General features: G+C 72.4%; 14 protein-coding genes and 2 tRNA genes. 13 read left to right on the forward strand and 3 right to left on the reverse strand.

Going from position 1 to position 15,947, the window contains the following annotated elements:
- The first annotated feature begins 45 nt into the window (after positions 1 to 45).
- Positions 46 to 624: a hypothetical protein gene (locus ACFZA0_RS01935; RefSeq protein WP_391009675.1), complete on the forward strand. Its 579-nt coding sequence runs from the start codon at positions 46 to 48 to the stop codon at positions 622 to 624.
- A gap of 105 nt (positions 625 to 729) precedes the next feature.
- Positions 730 to 1,806, forward strand: a complete 1,077-nt coding sequence (locus tag ACFZA0_RS01940) for a hypothetical protein (RefSeq protein WP_391009677.1) — start codon at positions 730 to 732, stop codon at positions 1,804 to 1,806.
- A gap of 64 nt (positions 1,807 to 1,870) precedes the next feature.
- Here ACFZA0_RS01940 and ACFZA0_RS01945 read toward each other — a convergent pair whose 3' ends face one another.
- Positions 1,871 to 2,989, reverse strand: a complete 1,119-nt coding sequence (locus ACFZA0_RS01945) for a M48 family metalloprotease (RefSeq protein WP_391011779.1) — start codon at positions 2,987 to 2,989, stop codon at positions 1,871 to 1,873.
- A gap of 132 nt (positions 2,990 to 3,121) precedes the next feature.
- On the opposite strand from ACFZA0_RS01945, the gene ACFZA0_RS01950 reads away from it, so the two are divergent.
- From ACFZA0_RS01950 to ACFZA0_RS01990, 9 genes are all read left to right on the forward strand, one after another.
- Positions 3,122 to 3,283, forward strand: a complete 162-nt coding sequence (locus ACFZA0_RS01950; RefSeq protein ID WP_391009680.1) for a hypothetical protein — start codon at positions 3,122 to 3,124, stop codon at positions 3,281 to 3,283.
- A 181-nt stretch (positions 3,284 to 3,464) separates the two neighbouring features.
- A complete protein-coding gene (locus ACFZA0_RS01955; RefSeq protein ID WP_391009682.1) occupies positions 3,465 to 3,626 on the forward strand; it encodes a hypothetical protein in 162 nt (53 codons plus the stop codon).
- 82 nt (positions 3,627 to 3,708) lie between these two features.
- Positions 3,709 to 4,383, forward strand: coding sequence for a nicotinate-nucleotide adenylyltransferase (gene nadD / locus ACFZA0_RS01960; RefSeq protein ID WP_391009685.1), 675 nt, complete (start codon positions 3,709 to 3,711; stop codon positions 4,381 to 4,383).
- Positions 4,384 to 4,399: 16 nt separating this feature from the next.
- The gene (locus ACFZA0_RS01965) at positions 4,400 to 6,283 is read left to right on the forward strand and encodes a LytR C-terminal domain-containing protein (RefSeq protein WP_391009687.1); all 1,884 of its coding nucleotides are present in this window, start codon (positions 4,400 to 4,402) and stop codon (positions 6,281 to 6,283) included.
- Positions 6,284 to 6,396: 113 nt separating this feature from the next.
- Positions 6,397 to 6,843 (forward strand): ribosome silencing factor, encoded by a 447-nt coding sequence (gene rsfS, locus ACFZA0_RS01970; protein WP_391009690.1) that lies wholly within the window; start codon positions 6,397 to 6,399, stop codon positions 6,841 to 6,843.
- Positions 6,840 to 7,511, forward strand: coding sequence for a histidine phosphatase family protein (locus ACFZA0_RS01975; protein WP_391009692.1), 672 nt, complete (start codon positions 6,840 to 6,842; stop codon positions 7,509 to 7,511). The genes rsfS and ACFZA0_RS01975 overlap by 4 nt, the downstream gene beginning before the upstream one ends.
- Positions 7,512 to 7,604: 93 nt before the next feature.
- Positions 7,605 to 7,677, forward strand: a tRNA-Ala gene (locus tag ACFZA0_RS01980).
- A 453-nt stretch (positions 7,678 to 8,130) separates the two neighbouring features.
- Entirely contained in the window at positions 8,131 to 8,364 is a 234-nt protein-coding gene (locus tag ACFZA0_RS01985) for a hypothetical protein (protein WP_391009695.1), read from the forward strand.
- Positions 8,365 to 8,641: 277 nt separating this feature from the next.
- A tRNA-Ala gene (locus ACFZA0_RS01990) sits at positions 8,642 to 8,714 on the forward strand.
- Positions 8,715 to 8,777: 63 nt separating this feature from the next.
- On the opposite strand, the gene ACFZA0_RS01995 is transcribed toward ACFZA0_RS01990, so the two are convergent.
- Both ACFZA0_RS01995 and ACFZA0_RS02000 read right to left on the reverse strand, forming a co-directional pair.
- Positions 8,778 to 10,388, reverse strand: a complete 1,611-nt coding sequence (locus ACFZA0_RS01995) for an NADH-ubiquinone oxidoreductase-F iron-sulfur binding region domain-containing protein (protein WP_391009698.1) — start codon at positions 10,386 to 10,388, stop codon at positions 8,778 to 8,780.
- Positions 10,385 to 11,653, reverse strand: a complete 1,269-nt coding sequence (locus ACFZA0_RS02000) for a cytochrome b/b6 domain-containing protein (protein ID WP_391009701.1) — start codon at positions 11,651 to 11,653, stop codon at positions 10,385 to 10,387. Before ACFZA0_RS02000 ends, ACFZA0_RS01995 begins: the two co-directional genes overlap by 4 nt.
- 403 nt (positions 11,654 to 12,056) lie before the next feature.
- Here ACFZA0_RS02000 and leuS point away from each other — a divergent pair, with 403 nt between their 5' ends.
- Both leuS and ACFZA0_RS02010 read left to right on the forward strand, forming a co-directional pair.
- The gene (gene leuS / locus ACFZA0_RS02005; protein WP_391009704.1) at positions 12,057 to 14,930 is read left to right on the forward strand and encodes a leucine--tRNA ligase; all 2,874 of its coding nucleotides are present in this window, start codon (positions 12,057 to 12,059) and stop codon (positions 14,928 to 14,930) included.
- A 278-nt stretch (positions 14,931 to 15,208) separates the two neighbouring features.
- Positions 15,209 to 15,934: a hypothetical protein gene (locus tag ACFZA0_RS02010; RefSeq protein WP_391009707.1), complete on the forward strand. Its 726-nt coding sequence runs from the start codon at positions 15,209 to 15,211 to the stop codon at positions 15,932 to 15,934.
- Positions 15,935 to 15,947: the final 13 nt, after the last annotated feature.

Here is a 15,947-nt window from a genome sequence, read left to right on the forward strand (position 1 = left end):
CCGTACCGTCTGCCCAAAATGACCCCCCAGGTCTAGTCTGGACACGTGCCGGAGGACGTGGGGGGTTCGCCGTTTGCTGACGGCTGGGAGCCCGACGACGACCACGACCACGGGGTGCCGGACGAAGAGTTCGCCTCCGTGGTCTTCGACGAGGCTTTCGTACGGTCGGCCGTGGTGCACGAGCCGACCGCCGTCGAACGCCTCCTCGCCGCGGCCCGCGCCAGGGCCGAGGCGTCCGAGGCAGAGGCCCGCCGGGCCCGCGGCAGGACCGCGCGCGGCGCCGGGGACGGACTCGGCCCCGGCGACCACGGCTTCGGCCTGGACGCCGACCTCGACGACCTGGACGGCACCGACGCCGACGACGGCCGCCACAGCCCCGGTTGGGCGTACGGGCGACCCGTTCGGTGGCATCGGCCCGTCGCGTGGCTGCTGGCCGTGGTGATGGGCGTCGGCATGGTCGCGCTGGCCTTCTCCGCGGTCTACCGCGGCGCCTCCGCGGACAGCAGGGACCAGGCCCCGCCGCCCGCCTCCACCGGCCTGGAACAAGGCGTCACGGCCGTTCCCTCGGCCTCGGCGGACTACTCCCAGCCGGCGGTGCCCGCCGTCCCGCGCGGCGGCCGGTAGCGGTCCGGCGATGGCGTCGGTTCTCGGCCGTTGTGGTGAGAACCTGTCAGAACTTGTCGCGTACCAGGGCGTTTATGCGAGCTTCGGCGGACCTACCCTGAAGGTATGGGCGGGCCAGCGGACCCACCTGAGGGGGCACCCGAGGGCACCCCCCAGGGCGGTGAGGACGAGTACCGATCCGTCGTCTTCGACGAATCGTTCGTCCGTGCTGCCCGGCTCCAGGAGTCCTCCGCCCGCGAGCGCATGGCCGACCACGCGCCCGCCGTGCGCCGCCGTCCCGCACTGCGCCGGGGGCTGCCGCTCCAGGCGCTGGTCCTCGTGCTGCTGATCTCCGTCGCCTTCGGCACCGCGATCTACATGGGCGTCAGACACCCGTACCAGTCCTCGCACCCCGGCCGGACCACCCCCGCCGAGAGCCTGCGCGCCACCGTCGTGCCGCTCTCGCCGCTGGGCCGGGTGCCCGGGTCGGACGACCCCGAACGGCTCTTCGCGCACAGCCCCGCCGCCCAGTTCCGCGTCGGCGCCGACGGCGTCACCCTGCCGGCCGTGCGCCGCACCACGCACTTCACCGAGAGCCAGGTACTGGCCGCCCTCACCGTCGCCAAGGACTACGTCGTGCACTCCGCGCTCTACCCGGAGGTGCTCACCGGCGGCCGGACCGCCCCCGCGCGCGCACTGCTCGACGCCGACCAGCTCGACCAGTTCGACCTGAGCTTCCGGCGGCCCGCGGCCGACGGACGGCACGTGCCCACCGGCTGGGTGGTGCGCTTCGACCCGGCCGGCACCGAACTCGCCGACAGCAGGATCAGGGTCAACGGCACCCTGCGGATCGACGAGGCCGGCCCGGACACCCTGGAGGTCGTCGCCGACCACACCCTCGTCTACGCGCTGCGGCCGGCCGGGGCCGGGGCGCACGCCGCCGCCTCGCTCTTCACCGTGCGCCGCGAACTGCACTTCCGCTTCGACCGCGACGACCTGCGGCTGCGCCAGACCCGGCTGGTCGTCTCGTCCACGCAGGCCGGGCCCGCGTCCTGTTCCGAGGACGCCACCAGCGGCCTGCACCCGCTGTTCGCCGGGCAGAGCGCCAAGGCGGGCGGCCCGGCCGGCACCGACCCGTACGCCAACGCCGACGCGACCGCCCTGTGCGGCACCCTCGCGAACGCCGCCCAGCCGAAGCTGTGACGGGGGCGCGCCATGGGAGCGCGCCCCTGCCGTGCCACGTCGCGGCCAGCCCGCGGGGCCCGGCCTAGGCCGGAGCCGTGCCGCCCTCCGGCGGGGTGTCCCCGGGCGCCCCGGAGCCGTTCGCGTCCTTGGGCGGGGCGGACCCCGTGAAGCCGCCGAAGCCGCGCCGCACCCGGCCGCCCAGGTCGCCCGCCCCGCCCGCGAGATCGCTCACGAACTTCATCAGCGGGTCCTTCGAGTCGCGCACCGTGCCCGCGTAGCTCGCCGCCGACTCGCGGAACGCGTCCCGCACCGAGGTGTCCTTGTCCTCCTCGCGCCGCGGGTAGTGCCCGTCCATGATCCGCTGGTGGTCGCGGGACTCGGCCCACTTCTTCAGCTCCGCCGCCCGCACCGTGGTGAACGGGTGCGAACGCGGCAGGACGTTGAGGATCTTCAGCACCGAGTCGCGCAGGCTGCCCCCGGCCTCGTACTCCTCGGCCTGCTGGAGGAACGCGTCGACGTTCATCTCGTGCAGGTGGTTGCCGCCCGCGATCTTCATCAGGCCGCGCATCGAGGCCCGCAGGTCCTGGCCCACCAGCAGACCCGCCCGGTCCGCCGACAGCTCCGACTTGCGGAACCACTCGCGCAGCGCCGTCACGATCGCCATGATCGCGACGTTGCCCAGCGGTATCCACGCCACCCGCAGCGCCAGCGTCGTCAGGAACAGCAGGATCGTGCGGTACACCGCGTGGCCCGACAGCGCGTGCCCCACCTCGTGGCCGACGACCGCCCGCATCTCCTCCTCGTCGAGCAGTTCGACCAGGCCCGTCGTGACGACCACGATCGGCTCGTCCAGACCGATGCACATCGCGTTGGGCCGCGGGTCCTGCGTCACGTACATCGACGGGACCTTCTCCAGGTCCAGGATGTAACAGGCGTCCCGCAGCATGTCGTTGAGGTGCGCGAACTGCTGGTCCGAGACCCGGACCGAGTCCGAGAGGAACAGCAGCTTCAGGCTGCGCTCCGGCAGCATCCCGCTGAGCGCCTTGAACACCGTGTCGAAACCCGTCAGCCTGCGCAGCGCGACCAGCGCCGACCGGTCGGCGGGGTGCTCGTAGGCGCGCGAGGAGATCCCCGGGAAGCGCCTGCGCTGCCGTCCCGGCAGGTTCTTGCGCAGGTCGTGCTCGTGCCCTTCGTCGGCCATGCCGTCCCCCAGTTGCGTCAGTGTGCCCACAAGCGCGTCGATCCGGGCCCGAACGGCCCGAGGTGCCCCCGAAGCAGCGCCCAGCCTAGGCGGAGATACCGTGGACGGGCAGTACAGCGAAGGAGCCCGCACATGGAGCACAGTCCCCTCACCACCGGCCTCACCGAGGCCGCGGCCGCCGCCCAGCAGCAAGGAGCGGGCGACCTGCTGCGGATCGTCCTCGTCGTGATGGTCCTCGGCTGCGTCCTCACCGCCTGGTTCCTGCTGCGGGGCTACAAACGGGAGGACGACTGAGGGACCCGTGAGGTTCCCGCGGGCGTCCGGAGTCCGGCGTCCGCCCCGCCGGTGACACCCGGCGGCCCCGGACGCGGCAACCCGCTTCCCCAACGGCGGAGTCGGCGTGATCGTCCCGGCGGTCCCCGCTTACGATGGGCCGACATCTTTATCCCGCACACACCGGATAGGTCTGCCGAAGATGAGCCTCAACGCCACCGCCGCCCAGTTGGTCTCGCTCGCCGCCGAGGGTGAGGGCGGAGGCAACCACGACAGCCTCAACCCCATCGTCACGGGTGGCAGCGCGTTCATCATCCTGCTGCTCCTGCTGTTCATCGTCACGCGCTTCAACCGCGACCGCTGAGCCCCGCCCGGACCCGCCCCCGGCGCCCGCCGGGGGGTCTGGCGGGCGGACCCGCCCGGCAGGGCCGGTAGTGTCTGCACGCATGGGAGAGCAGGACATGCCCACCGGTCCCACGAGCGACCAGGTGAGGCCCCCCGAGTACGGGCCCGGCAGGGGTCCGTCCAACCCGGGAAAACGCCGACTCGGCGTGATGGGCGGGACGTTCGACCCGATCCACCACGGACACCTCGTGGCGGCCAGTGAGGTCGCCGCGCAGTTCCACCTCGACGAGGTGATGTTCGTGCCGACCGGGCAGCCCTGGCAGAAGAGCGACCGCCAGGTCACCCCCGCCGAGGACCGCTACCTGATGACGGTCATCGCGACCGCCGAGAACCCGCAGTTCTCCGTCAGCCGCATCGACATCGACCGCGGCGGCCCGACGTACACCACGGACACCCTGCGGGACCTGCGCGCCCTGAACCCGGACACGGACCTGTTCTTCATCACGGGCGCCGACGCCCTCGGCCAGATCCTCACCTGGCGGGACACCGACGAACTGTTCTCCCTCGCGCACTTCATCGGCGTGACCCGGCCCGGACACGTGCTGTCCGACCCGGGGCTCCCGGAGGGCGGGGTGTCCCTCGTGGAGGTCCCCGCGCTCGCGATCTCGTCCACAGACTGCCGTGCGAGAGTCGCCAAGGGTGACCCCGTCTGGTACCTGGTGCCCGACGGTGTCGTGCGCTACATCGACAAGCGCGAGCTGTACCGCGGCGAGTGAACCGAGAGGGGCACCGGTGAACGACCGATACGACGCGGGGTACGGGGGCGACGACTACCAGGTCGTCGGCTACGACGAGTACGGCAGGCCGGTCTACCGGCAGCCGGAACAGCAGGCCCCCCGGCAGACCTACGACCCGTACGCCCAGCAACAGGGCTACGGCTACGACCCGTACGCCCAGGGCGCCCAGCAGCAGGACCCCTACGGCTCCGGCCCGTACGACACCGGGGCGGCCCCGGCGGCGTCCCCCTACGACACGGGCGCCCACCCGGCGGTCTCCCCGTACGACACGGGCGCCCACCGGAACGTGTCGCCCTACGACACCGGTGCCCAGCCGGTCGCGTCGCCCTACGACACCGGCGCGCACCGTCAGGTGCCCTCCTACGGGGCCGACCGGCAGGCGCAGCAGCAGTACGGCACCGGCACCGCGCCCGCCCAGGATCCGTACGGCGCCGTCACCGGGACCGGGCAGCAGCCGCGCGTTCCCGAACAGGCCGCGCAGGCACGGCAGTCGGGGCAGTACCCGGGCCAACAGGCGCCGCACCAGGAGCAGTCCGGCCGCACCGCGTACATCCCGCAGCAGGGCGGACCGGGCGGCGCCGACGGACGGGAACCCGAACGGGACTACCGCACCGAGCAGTTCGCGTTCGTCGAGGAGCCGGCCGCCGACTCCGAGGACGTCATCGACTGGATGAAGTTCACGGAGAACCGCACCGAGCGCCGCGAGGAGGCCAGACGCCGCGCCCGCAGCCGCGTCGTCGCCCTCGTGGTGGTCCTCGCGCTCGTCGTCGCCGGCGGTGTCGGCTACCTCTGGCACGCCGGCAAGATCCCGGGCCTGTCGTCCACCGCCGCGAAGAAGGGCGCCACCACCGCGGCCGGCGCCCAGAACCGCGACGTGCTCGTCGTCCACCTGCACAACACCGCCAAGGGCGGCACGTCCACGGCGCTGCTCGTCGACAACACCACCACCAAGCAGGGCACCACCGTCCTGCTGCCGAACTCCCTCGCGCTCACCGACGACGACGGCGCCACCACCACCCTCGCCAAGTCGGTCAAGGACGACGGCTCCTCCGGGACCCAGGACCAGCTCGACACCGTCCTCGGCACCGACATCGAGGGCACCTGGCGGCTGGACACCCCCTACCTCCAGACCCTGGTCGACCTCGTCGGCGGCATCGACGTCGACACCGACGCCGCCGTCCCCGACCCGGACGCGAAGACGAAGGGCACCGCGCCCCTCGTCCACCAGGGCAAGGACCAGACCCTCAGCGGTGAGATGGCCGTCGCGTACGCCACCTACCAGGCGTCCGGCGAGAGCGAGAACGCCCAGCTCCAGCGGTTCGGACAGGTCATGCAGGGCGTGCTGCGCAAGATGTCGTCCGACGCGGGCGCCGCGACGATCACCGTGCAGACCCTGGCGCAGATCCTCGACCCGCCGCTCACCGACAAGGACCTCGGCACCTTCCTCGCCAAGCTCGCCGACCTCGCCAAGGACGGCGACTACAGGTCGGCCCTGCTGCCCGTGCAGTCCGACGGCACCCTGACCGCCGCGACCAGCGACAGCGTGGTCAAGGACATCCTCGGCGGCACCGCCAAGAGCCCCGACGAGAGCAGCGCCGTACGGGTCTCCGTGCAGAACGCCACCGGCGTCAAGGCCGACGCCGAGAAGGCCCGCGTGGCCCTCCTCAACGGCGGCTTCACCTACCTGGACGGCGGCACCCCCGCCGCGTCGCAGGCGGCGTCCCGGGTGCTGTACGCGGACGCCTCCGACAAGGAGAACGCCACCGAGGCCGCCAAGACCCTGGGCCTGGCCGCGAGCGCGGTCGCCAAGGGCAAGGTCGGCGCCAACGCGGACGTCTCCGTCGTTCTCGGCCAGGACTACAAGCCGGCCTCGTCGTAGCCCGGCGCACGGGCGGGGCGCGCGCGACGTGCGGCGTCCCGTTCGTGCGGCGGGTGCCGTCGGCGGTCCGTGAGACCCTTGGGGTTCAGCGACCGCCGACGGAAAGCCTTGTAGTGACCGCCACTGACCGTTCCCTCGAACTCATCACCGCCGCCGCGCAGGCGGCTGCCGACAAGCTCGCGCACGACATCATCGCCTACGACGTCAGCGACGTCCTGTCGATCACGGACGCCTTCCTGCTGGCCTCCGCGCCCAACGACCGTCAGGTCAAGTCGATCGTCGACGAGATCGAGGAGCGGCTCAGCAAGGAGCTCGGCGCCAAGCCGGTCCGCCGCGAGGGCGACCGCGAGGCCCGCTGGGTGCTGCTCGACTACGTCGACATCGTCGTCCACGTCCAGCACAGCGAGGAGCGCGTCTTCTACGCCCTGGAGCGGCTGTGGAAGGACTGCCCCGAGCTGGAGCTGCCCGAGGACGCGAAGGCGACCCGCGGCAAGGGCGCGGAGCACGCCCGCACCCAGGACGCCGAGGAGGCGGACGGCCCCGGGGGTGACTGGCGATGACCGCGGCCCCCGAGGGCACCGGCCGGCCGGCCGGCCGCGGCCGCCGGGTCATCCTCTGGCGGCACGGCCAGACCGCCTGGAACGTGGAGAGCCGCTTCCAGGGCACCACCGACGTCCCCCTCACCGAGACCGGGGTCGGCCAGGCCCGCCGCGCCGCGCGGCTGCTCGCCTCGCTGAACCCCGACGCCATCGTGGCCTCGGACCTCGGCCGGGCCGCCGCGACGGCCGCCGAGCTGGCCGCGCTGACCGGCCTCGACGTCACGCACGACGAGGGGCTGCGCGAGACGTACGCGGGCGTCTGGCAGGGGCTGACCCACACCGAGATCATCGCCCGGCATGGCGACGAGTACCGGGCGTGGAAGCGCGGCGAACCGGTCCGCCGGGGCGGCGGTGAGCTGGAGACCGAGGTCGCCGACCGGGCCGCCCCCGTCGTGCTGCGGCACGCGGACAAGCTGCCCGAGGACGGCACCCTCGTCGTCGTCAGCCACGGCGGCACCATCCGCACGACCATCGGGCGCCTGCTCGGCCTGGACTCCCGCCACTGGGAGAGCCTCGGCGGCCTCTCCAACTGCTGCTGGTCCGTCCTCGGCGTCGGCGCGCGCGGCTGGCGCCTGCTGGAGCACAACGCCGGCACCCTGCCGGAACCGGTCCTCGGCGACGACGACTGAGCCCGTTCCCCCGGCCCCGGCCCGGATTTCACTTTCGGGCAGGTCGCAGGCTAAAGTTCTTCTTGTTCAGCCCGCCGGGCGGGAAGAACACGAGGGGCTATAGCTCAGTTGGTAGAGCGCCTGCATGGCATGCAGGAGGTCAGGAGTTCAATTCTCCTTAGCTCCACAGATCCGGCACCGCAGCGTCGCCGAAGATCGTTACCGGAAGATCCCGTCCCCCTGGGGGCGGGATCTTCTGCTTCTCCAACTCCCTTGAGTCGCTTGCCTCCCCGAGGCGTATACATCGGGGAAAGCCCCGGTGACACGGGAGTTCACGCCGGTCGGGACCCTCCGGGAGGGCGCCGTGTCCGGAATGGTACTGAGGCGTCGCTGACCGTATTGGCCCGGCCGTGGCAGAATCAAACGGCCGGAAGGGGGCGCGGCCCGACGGGAGGGAGTAGCGATGCCTGCGAGCATCCCCGAGGGGGGCAATCCCCTCCTCGGTGCGACACGGACACGGGGCACGGCCACCCGTCTCAGCTGCCCCTCCTGTGGATCCGCGCACGTGGCCCAAGTCCTCGGCGACAACGGCGGGATCTCCTACGTGTGCACCTCCTGCGGCCACAGCTGGAGCTGATCGATGGGTGCACACAGGCGAAAGTGCGACTGGTGCGGCAGCGGCACCCCCATCGTGCGTGACATGGAGCCGCTGAACGCCGACTACCAGTACTGGTGCGAGGAATGCGCGCGGGCGCTGATCATAAAGGGCGACCCGATCGAGACCTACCGCGAACTGGAGGGGGAGCCGATCTACGGGCGGCTCCTGGAGGAGCACTGCACCCTCAAGCGGTTCTACTCGTTCGTGACGGCCTGAGCGGGGCGCGCGGCCGCGGCAGTTGGGCCCCGGCCTGCGCCAACGGGTCGGCGCCGCGCACCGGATGGCGCGCGGACGGCGCCAACTCGGCCGCGCCGTGGTGCGGTTCCGGCCATTGTCCGGCCGCCGCCCCCACCCGTGGGACGACGCGGCGCGATCACCGCCGCACGGGCCGCCGGCCGCCCCCGCGCGGGCGGCCCGGAATCGATTTGGCGGTGCACCGGGTCTTCCTCTAATGTTGGCGTCGCCGCCGGGGAAACCGGGCGGAACACCACGAGGGGCTATAGCTCAGTTGGTAGAGCGCCTGCATGGCATGCAGGAGGTCAGGAGTTCAATTCTCCTTAGCTCCACAAAGAAGAGAGAGGCCAAGGTCCGCGGACCTTGGCCTCTCTCCTTTTCGTCGGCGGCCTTCGTCAGCGGCCCAGCGCGCGCCGGCCGCGGTTCTGCGAGAGGACCGGCAGATTGCGGGCGGGCGCCTGCTTCGAGGTGTCCTCCTCCAGCCGCAGCGCCAGCGCGGGGCAGCGGCGCACCGCGCGCAGCGCCTTCGCCTCCGCGTACCGCGGCACCGACGCCTGGGCGACCGTGGGGAAACCGTCCGCGCCCAGCTCGAAGACCTCCGGGAGGATGTCCGCGCACAGTCCGTGTCCCCGGCACAGCGTCCAGTCGACGTGGATCTTCTGGCGGCTGGGCCCCGCGTCCGCGTTCTGGCCGCCGCCCGGCAGGCCCGTCGGGGTCCTGCCGTCCTCGAAGAGCGGCAGCACGCCCTGCACCGGGCGCCCGCAGCCGTTGCCGAGGACGTGCGCGGCCAGGTCGTCGGTGAACGCCTTGACCGTCGACTCCAGGAACATCGCCGAGCCGTCCGGGTGCGAGCACGCGCCGCGCCGCTTCACGTTCCTCGCCACCTGCTTGAACGCCTCGAGGGCGGGCGGGCCGCCGCCGTTGAGGATGTCCTGGAGGCCCCGCGCCGCCGCCGGCAGCCCCAGGTAGCAGGGGCCGCACTGGCCCGCGCTCTCCTCCGCCAGCCACTGCGCCACCGGCAGCGCCTCGCCCAGCGGGCACGTCTCCTGCGTGATCGGCAGGATCGCGCCCGCGCCGAGCGAACCCCCCACCGCGTCCAGGGAGTTGCGCGAGACGACCGCCTCGTTCGCGGTCGCCGTGTCGATCCACTTGCCGTGGTAGCCGCCGGTCAGCACACCCTGCGGGTTCGGCGGGGCGCCCGCCAGTTGCAGGACGTACCGCAGGGGCACGCCCGTCGGCACCTCGATCACCATGGGGCGGGCGACGGCGCCCGACACCGTGAGCATCACGGTGCCCGGCTCGTCGTACAGGCCGGTGCCGCCGTACCGCTCCGGGCCGATGCGGGCCGCGATGGCGAGCTGGGCGAACGTCTCGGCGTTGGAGAGCAGGGTCGGCGCACCGCCCACGCCGTTCTGCGAGGCGCTGGTCTTGCGGCCCGGGGGGATGGCCGGGCCGCCGTCGATGGACCGGATCAGGGACGCGGCCGCGCCGGTCACCATCCGGACGGGATTGCGCTGCACGCGCGCGCGGATCGGCGACCCGCGCCGGTTGCCGAGGCCGCGCTCGGCGAGCGCGGCCTCCATGGACGCCTGCGTGGAGTCCCGGGTCACGCCGATGACCAGCGTGCGGGCGCCCATCGCCTCCGCGCACAGCAGGGCGCCGTCCAGGATGAGGTGCGGCGCCCGGTTGATGAGCACCGTGTCCTTGCGGCAGGCCGGTTCGTCCTCGCTGCCGTTGACGACGACGACCGGCCGGACACCGCGCTTGATCGCCGCCTCGGCGACCGAGCGCAGCTTCTTGTGGAAGGGGAAGCCCGCGCCGCCGCGGCCCCTGAGGTTGATGTTCTCGGCGAGCTTCGCGAGCCGCTCGCCCGGCAGCAGGTCGAGGGGCCCGTGCACCTTGAGGTGCATGGGCAGGTCGAGCCGTTCCACAAGGTCGAAGCCGGACGTCAGCTGGGGAAGCCCGACGACGCGGACCTCGGGGACGTCGGGCAGGGCCTCGTTCACTCATAGCCTCCGGAGGGCGTGTTCCAGGATTCGCCGGAAACCGGCGTGTCGTGGGACGCGCCGGTGGGTCGTTCAGTGACGGGACCGCTTTTGTACCTGTCGTCGCTGATGTACGTGCCGTACCGGCCGTCCCACTCACCGGTGTCGCGCACGTCACTTCCGCCGTACCCGCCGCCGCCCGGATTGCCGTAGGCCGGGATGGTGTGTCCGGTGTCGTGGAGCGGGTCGTACGCGGACGGCGGCGCCTCGCCCACCGGCGGCGGCGACGGCACCGGCCAGCGCGGATCCGCGTGCTGGGGCTGCGGCGGGGGCGCCGCGTACTGCTGGGGCGCGACCGCGCGGTAGGCCGCGGCGAAGCCGGGCCCCTGCTGCGGGCCGGGGGCGCCCTGCGGGACGTACTGCTGTTGCGGGCCCGTGCCGTCCGGGGAGTACTGCGGGGGTACGGACCCGTACGGGGACGCCGGCGCCCCGCGGGACGGCCGGGCGTCCGGGGTCTCGCGCTCCGGGCGGGCCGCTCCCGCGCCCCGCCCGTCCCGGCCCGCCTCCGCGGAGCGGGTCTCCCGCTCGGCGGGGCGGCCCGCGTCCAGCAGGGCGCCGACCCGGTCGACCAGACGCCGCTTGAACGGGCTCGGGGCCGCGCGCAGGGCCAGGGCCGCCATGACGCCGAACAGCGAGAGCCCGTAGAGGATCACGAAGACCGGCTTCGCCTGCCGGCCCGCGTACAGGCCGTGGACCAGCGCCGCGCACCACGCCGGGTAGGCCAGCATGTGCATCGCGCGCCAGCGGGCCGCCTTCTCGGCGGGGGAGGCGAAGTTGCTGCGCAGGGCGCCGGTGATGCCGACGAAGATCATCAGCAGGGCGGCCACCGAGCCCAGCCCGATCAGGCCGCCGCTGCCCCGGACGCCGAGGGAGAAGGGGACCACGGCGGCGATCACCGTGGTGTGGTCCATGGCGATCTTGGTGGTGATGTGGAGCAGCAGGAACGCGATCGAGGCCACCGCGGTCGTGCGGTGCACGGCCTGGCCCACCAGGCGCTGGCGCGTGTTGAGGAAGACGCGGTCCTGGGCGGCCAGACCCCAGATGACCGAACAGCTCAGGGAGACGAGCGAGAGCACACCCGCGCCGAAATTCAGGAAGTCCCTGACCCGGTCGCCGCCCGCCAGCACGATCACCGGGATCAGGAGCAGGGCGAAGCCGGTCGCCGCGCCGCGGGCGGACCGGCCGGGTCTGGGGAGCGGGCCATTACTACTACGACGTGAGTTCATGGTGGCACTCCGGGCAGTTCGGGAAAGCGGTCCCGAGGCCGCACTCTAAGTGGCCGGATTCCGGGGAGCACAGGGGTTTGAGTTATTGCGTCGTTATCAAGAGGCGATCGAGTCGTTGTGATGTCCGCGTGTGGGGCGGTACGCGAAGTAACGTCGCGGCCCCTGCGGTGGCGGCGGCCGTCCGGAACCTCGTCGCGGCCTCCGCGGGCCCTGCGGTACCCTGACGCCATGCGTGCCGTACGCCTTCTGCTTAGCGGGCCGCGCTGATCAGTCCCGACCACCGACGAACCGAGTGGTTGGAATCAGCGCGGCGTCCCCTCCTGTGCGAGGGGATTTTTCATTTCCAAAAACGCCGCGAATGCCGTAGCCGCCTGCAGAGACGATCGATGGAGCTTTGAGGATCATGAGCGAGACGAACCCCGCGGTCACCTCCGAGGTGGCCGCGCCGCACCGCTACACGGCGGCCATGGCCGCCGACATCGAGGCACGCTGGCAGGACTTCTGGGACACCGAGGGCACCTACGCGGCGCCGAACCCGACCGGTGACCTGGCGGGCGACCCCGAACTGGTCGCCCGGCCCAAGAAGTTCATCATGGACATGTTCCCGTACCCCTCGGGCGCGGGCCTGCACGTCGGCCACCCGCTGGGCTACATCGCCACCGACGTGTACGCCCGGTTCCAGCGCATGACCGGCCACAACGTCCTGCACACCCTGGGCTTCGACGCCTTCGGCCTGCCCGCCGAGCAGTACGCCGTGCAGACCGGCACCCACCCCCGCGTGTCCACCGAGGCCAACATCATCACGATGAAGGCCCAGCTGCGCAGGCTGGGCCTGGGCCACGACAGGCGCCGGTCGTTCGCGACGATCGACCCCGAGTACTACCGGTGGACCCAGTGGATCTTCCTGCAGATCTTCAACTCCTGGTACGACGAGGAGGCCGGCCGCGCCCGTCCGATCACCGAACTGGTCGCCCGGTTCGAAAGCGGTGAGCGTGCCGTCCCCGGCCACACCCGCGCGTGGAGCGCACTGACCGACACCGAACGCGCCGACGTGCTGGGCGAGTTCCGCCTGGCCTACGCCTCCGAGGCGCCGGTCAACTGGTGCCCCGGCCTGGGCACCGTCCTGGCCAACGAGGAGGTCACCGCCGACGGCCGCTCCGAACGCGGCAACTACCCCGTCTTCAAGTCGAAGCTGCGCCAGTGGAACATGCGCATCACCGCCTACGCGGACCGGCTGCTGGACGACCTGGACGCGCTGGACTGGCCCGAGGCCATCAAGCTGCAGCAGCGCAACTGGATCGGCCGCTCCGAGGGCGCCCGCGTCGACTTCCCCTTCGACGACGAGTCGATCACCGTCTTCACCACCCGCCAGGACACCCTGTTCGGCGCCACCTACATGGTGCTGGCCCCCGAGCACCCGCTGGCCGACAAGTTCACCCCGGACGCCTGGCCCGAGGGCACCCGCGACGTGTGGACCGGCGGCCACGCCACCCCCGCCGAGGCCGTCGCCGCCTACCGCGCGCAGGCCGGCGCCAAGTCCGACGTGGAACGCCAGGCCGAGGCGAAGGACAAGACCGGTGTCTTCACCGGTGTGTTCGCCACCAACCCGGTCACCGGCGAGCGCATCCCCGTCTTCGTCGCCGACTACGTCCTGATGGGCTACGGCACCGGCGCGATCATGGCCGTACCCGCCCACGACACCCGCGACTTCGCGTTCGCGCGCGCCTTCGAGCTGCCGATGCGCTGTGTCGTCCAGCCGTCCGACGACCGCGGGACCGACCCGTCCACCTGGGACGACGCCTTCGGCTCGTACGACGCGAAGCTGGTCAACTCGGCCGGTGCCGAGGTGAGCCTGGACGGGCTGGGCGTCGCCGACGCCAAGGCCCGCATCACCGAGTGGCTGGAAGGCCGCGGCATCGGCGAGGGCACCGTCAACTTCCGCCTGCGCGACTGGCTGTTCAGCCGCCAGCGCTACTGGGGCGAGCCCTTCCCCATCGTGTACGACGAGGACGGCGTCGCCCACGCGCTGCCCGAGTCGATGCTGCCGCTGGAACTGCCCGAGGTCGACGACTACTCCCCGCGCACCTTCGACCCGGACGACGCCGACACCCGCCCCGAGACCCCGCTGTCGCGCAACGCGGACTGGGTCAACGTCACCCTGGACCTGGGCGACGGACCGAAGAAGTACCGCCGCGAGACCAACACCATGCCCAACTGGGCGGGTTCCTGCTGGTACGAACTGCGCTACCTGGACCCGCACAACGACCGGGCACTGGTCGACCCCGCGATCGAGCAGTACTGGATGGGCCCCCGCGAGGGCATGCCGCACGGCGGTGTCGACCTGTACGTCGGCGGCGCCGAGCACGCGGTGCTGCACCTGCTGTACGCCCGCTTCTGGTCCAAGGTCCTGTTCGACCTGGGGCACGTCTCGTCCGCCGAGCCGTTCCACAAGCTGTTCAACCAGGGCATGATCCAGGCCTACGTGTACCGCGACAGCCGCGGCATCGCGGTGCCCGCCGCCGAGGTGGAGGAGCGCGACGGCGCCTACTACCACCAGGGCGAGAAGGTCAGCCGCCTGCTGGGCAAGATGGGCAAGTCCCTGAAGAACGCGGTCACTCCGGACGAGATCTGCGCCGAGTACGGCGCCGACACCCTGCGCCTGTACGAGATGGCCATGGGCCCGCTGGACGTCTCGCGGCCGTGGGACACCCGCGCCGTGGTCGGCCAGTTCCGGCTGATCCAGCGCCTGTGGCGCAACATCGTCGACGAGACGACCGGCGAGGCCACCGTCGTCGCCGCCGAGCCCGACGAGGCCACCCTGCGCGTCCTGCACAAGACGGTCGACGGCGTGCGCCACGACCTGGAGGGCCTGCGCTTCAACACGGCGATCGCCAAGATCACCGAGCTGAACAACCACCTGACGAAGGCGGGCGGCCCGCTGTCCCGCACCGTCGCGGAGGCCCTGGTGCTGCTGGTCGCGCCGCTGGCACCGCACGTCGCCGAGGAGCTGTGGCGCCGCCTGGGCCACACCGACTCGGTGGTCCACCAGGACCTGCCGGTCGCCGACCCCGCGTACCTGGTCGACGACACGGTGACCTGCGTCGTCCAGATCAAGGGCAAGATCAAGGCACGCCTGGAGGTGTCCCCGGCCATCTCCGACGCGGAGCTGGAGACGCTGGCGCTGGCGGACGAGAAGGTCGTGGCCGCCCTGGGCGGCGCGGCCGTCCGCAAGGTGATCGTGCGCGCGCCGAAGCTGGTCAACATCGTCTCCGCGTAGCTGCGGCGGGGAACGGGGAACGGGGAACACCGGGGAGGCGGTCGCCTCCCCGGTGTTCCCGTGTCCGGCCCGCGTGCGGGTGCTCCACGCGCGGGCGGTGGGGGGCCCGCCGTGCCCGGGGGTAGGGCGACCCCCGGGGGCCCCGTCCGGGTCCGCTCAGGGTCCGCTCCGGGACGATCCCGGGACGGTCCGGGGCCGTTGTGGAACTCGGTCACCGCGCGGTGCGTTTACGGTGGAAGGACGCGGCGCATGCCGTGGGAGTCCGGAGGAGGAGCACCGTGGAAGTCGCCGTCACCGTGTTCGCCCTGATTTTCCTGTTCTTCACCGCCTTCGGGATCTACGTCACCACGCGGGCCGTCCGGGCCGCCAAGCGCGGCGTGGACCGCACGATCTCCCAGGCCCGCCGCACCGTCGAGGACCGCACCCTGCGCGCGAGGTCCTTCGCGCAGCCCGGCCCTGCGGGCGAGCTGGCACAGCTCAGGCTCGCCCTGCGCACCTCCATGCGCGCGACGCAGGACGCCCTGCACGCCGCCTCCCCCGAGGACGAGTCCCTCAAGGAATCCCTCGGCCTCTTCGAGCGCCTCAGCCGGCACGGCCAGGAACTCGACGTGGAACTGCGGCACCTGGAGTCCGAGCCCGACCGCGCCACCCTCGCCGAACGCCTGCCCGCGCTGCGCACCCGCACCGAGCGGATCACGCGGTCCGCGGACTCCCTGCGCTGGGCCGCCCGGGACCGGGCCCACCGGTTCGCCGACGACGACCTGGACAGCCTGAGCGAACAGATCGACCTGGAGGCCGGCGCCCTGCGCCACTGGACGACGGCCACCCCCGCCGACGCGTGGCCGCAGGCCCCCGCCGCCGACGAACAGGCCGCCCGCCAGACCTGGCCCGGCACCCCCCGCACCGGGGAGGAGCCGACCCGGCCGGAGGTCGCACCGCCCCGGCGCGCGTCCTACCCGTGGCAGGCGTGGCAGAAGAAGCCGCGCCCCGAGAGCACGACGTGAGCCCGTCGGCCCG

The sequence above is a fragment of the Streptomyces sp. NPDC008150 genome, assembly GCF_042956945.1.
Classification (GTDB): Bacteria; Actinomycetota; Actinomycetes; order Streptomycetales; family Streptomycetaceae; genus Streptomyces.

Bases quoted from the DNA above. Each gene is read 5' to 3' on its own strand.
- ACFZA0_RS02000 (WP_391009701.1), bottom strand. From the start codon at position 11,653: ATGAACTCACGTCGTAGTAGTAATGGCCCGCTCCCCAGACCCGGCCGG.
- nadD (WP_391009685.1), top strand. From the start codon at position 3,709: ATGGGAGAGCAGGACATGCCCACCGGTCCCACGAGCGACCAGGTGAGG.
- ACFZA0_RS01945 (WP_391011779.1), bottom strand. From the start codon at position 2,989: ATGGCCGACGAAGGGCACGAGCACGACCTGCGCAAGAACCTGCCGGGA.
- ACFZA0_RS01985 (WP_391009695.1), top strand. From the start codon at position 8,131: ATGGGTGCACACAGGCGAAAGTGCGACTGGTGCGGCAGCGGCACCCCC.
- ACFZA0_RS01955 (WP_391009682.1), top strand. From the start codon at position 3,465: ATGAGCCTCAACGCCACCGCCGCCCAGTTGGTCTCGCTCGCCGCCGAG.
- ACFZA0_RS01975 (WP_391009692.1), top strand. From the start codon at position 6,840: ATGACCGCGGCCCCCGAGGGCACCGGCCGGCCGGCCGGCCGCGGCCGC.
- ACFZA0_RS01940 (WP_391009677.1), top strand. From the start codon at position 730: ATGGGCGGGCCAGCGGACCCACCTGAGGGGGCACCCGAGGGCACCCCC.
- leuS (WP_391009704.1), top strand. From the start codon at position 12,057: ATGAGCGAGACGAACCCCGCGGTCACCTCCGAGGTGGCCGCGCCGCAC.
- ACFZA0_RS01950 (WP_391009680.1), top strand. From the start codon at position 3,122: ATGGAGCACAGTCCCCTCACCACCGGCCTCACCGAGGCCGCGGCCGCC.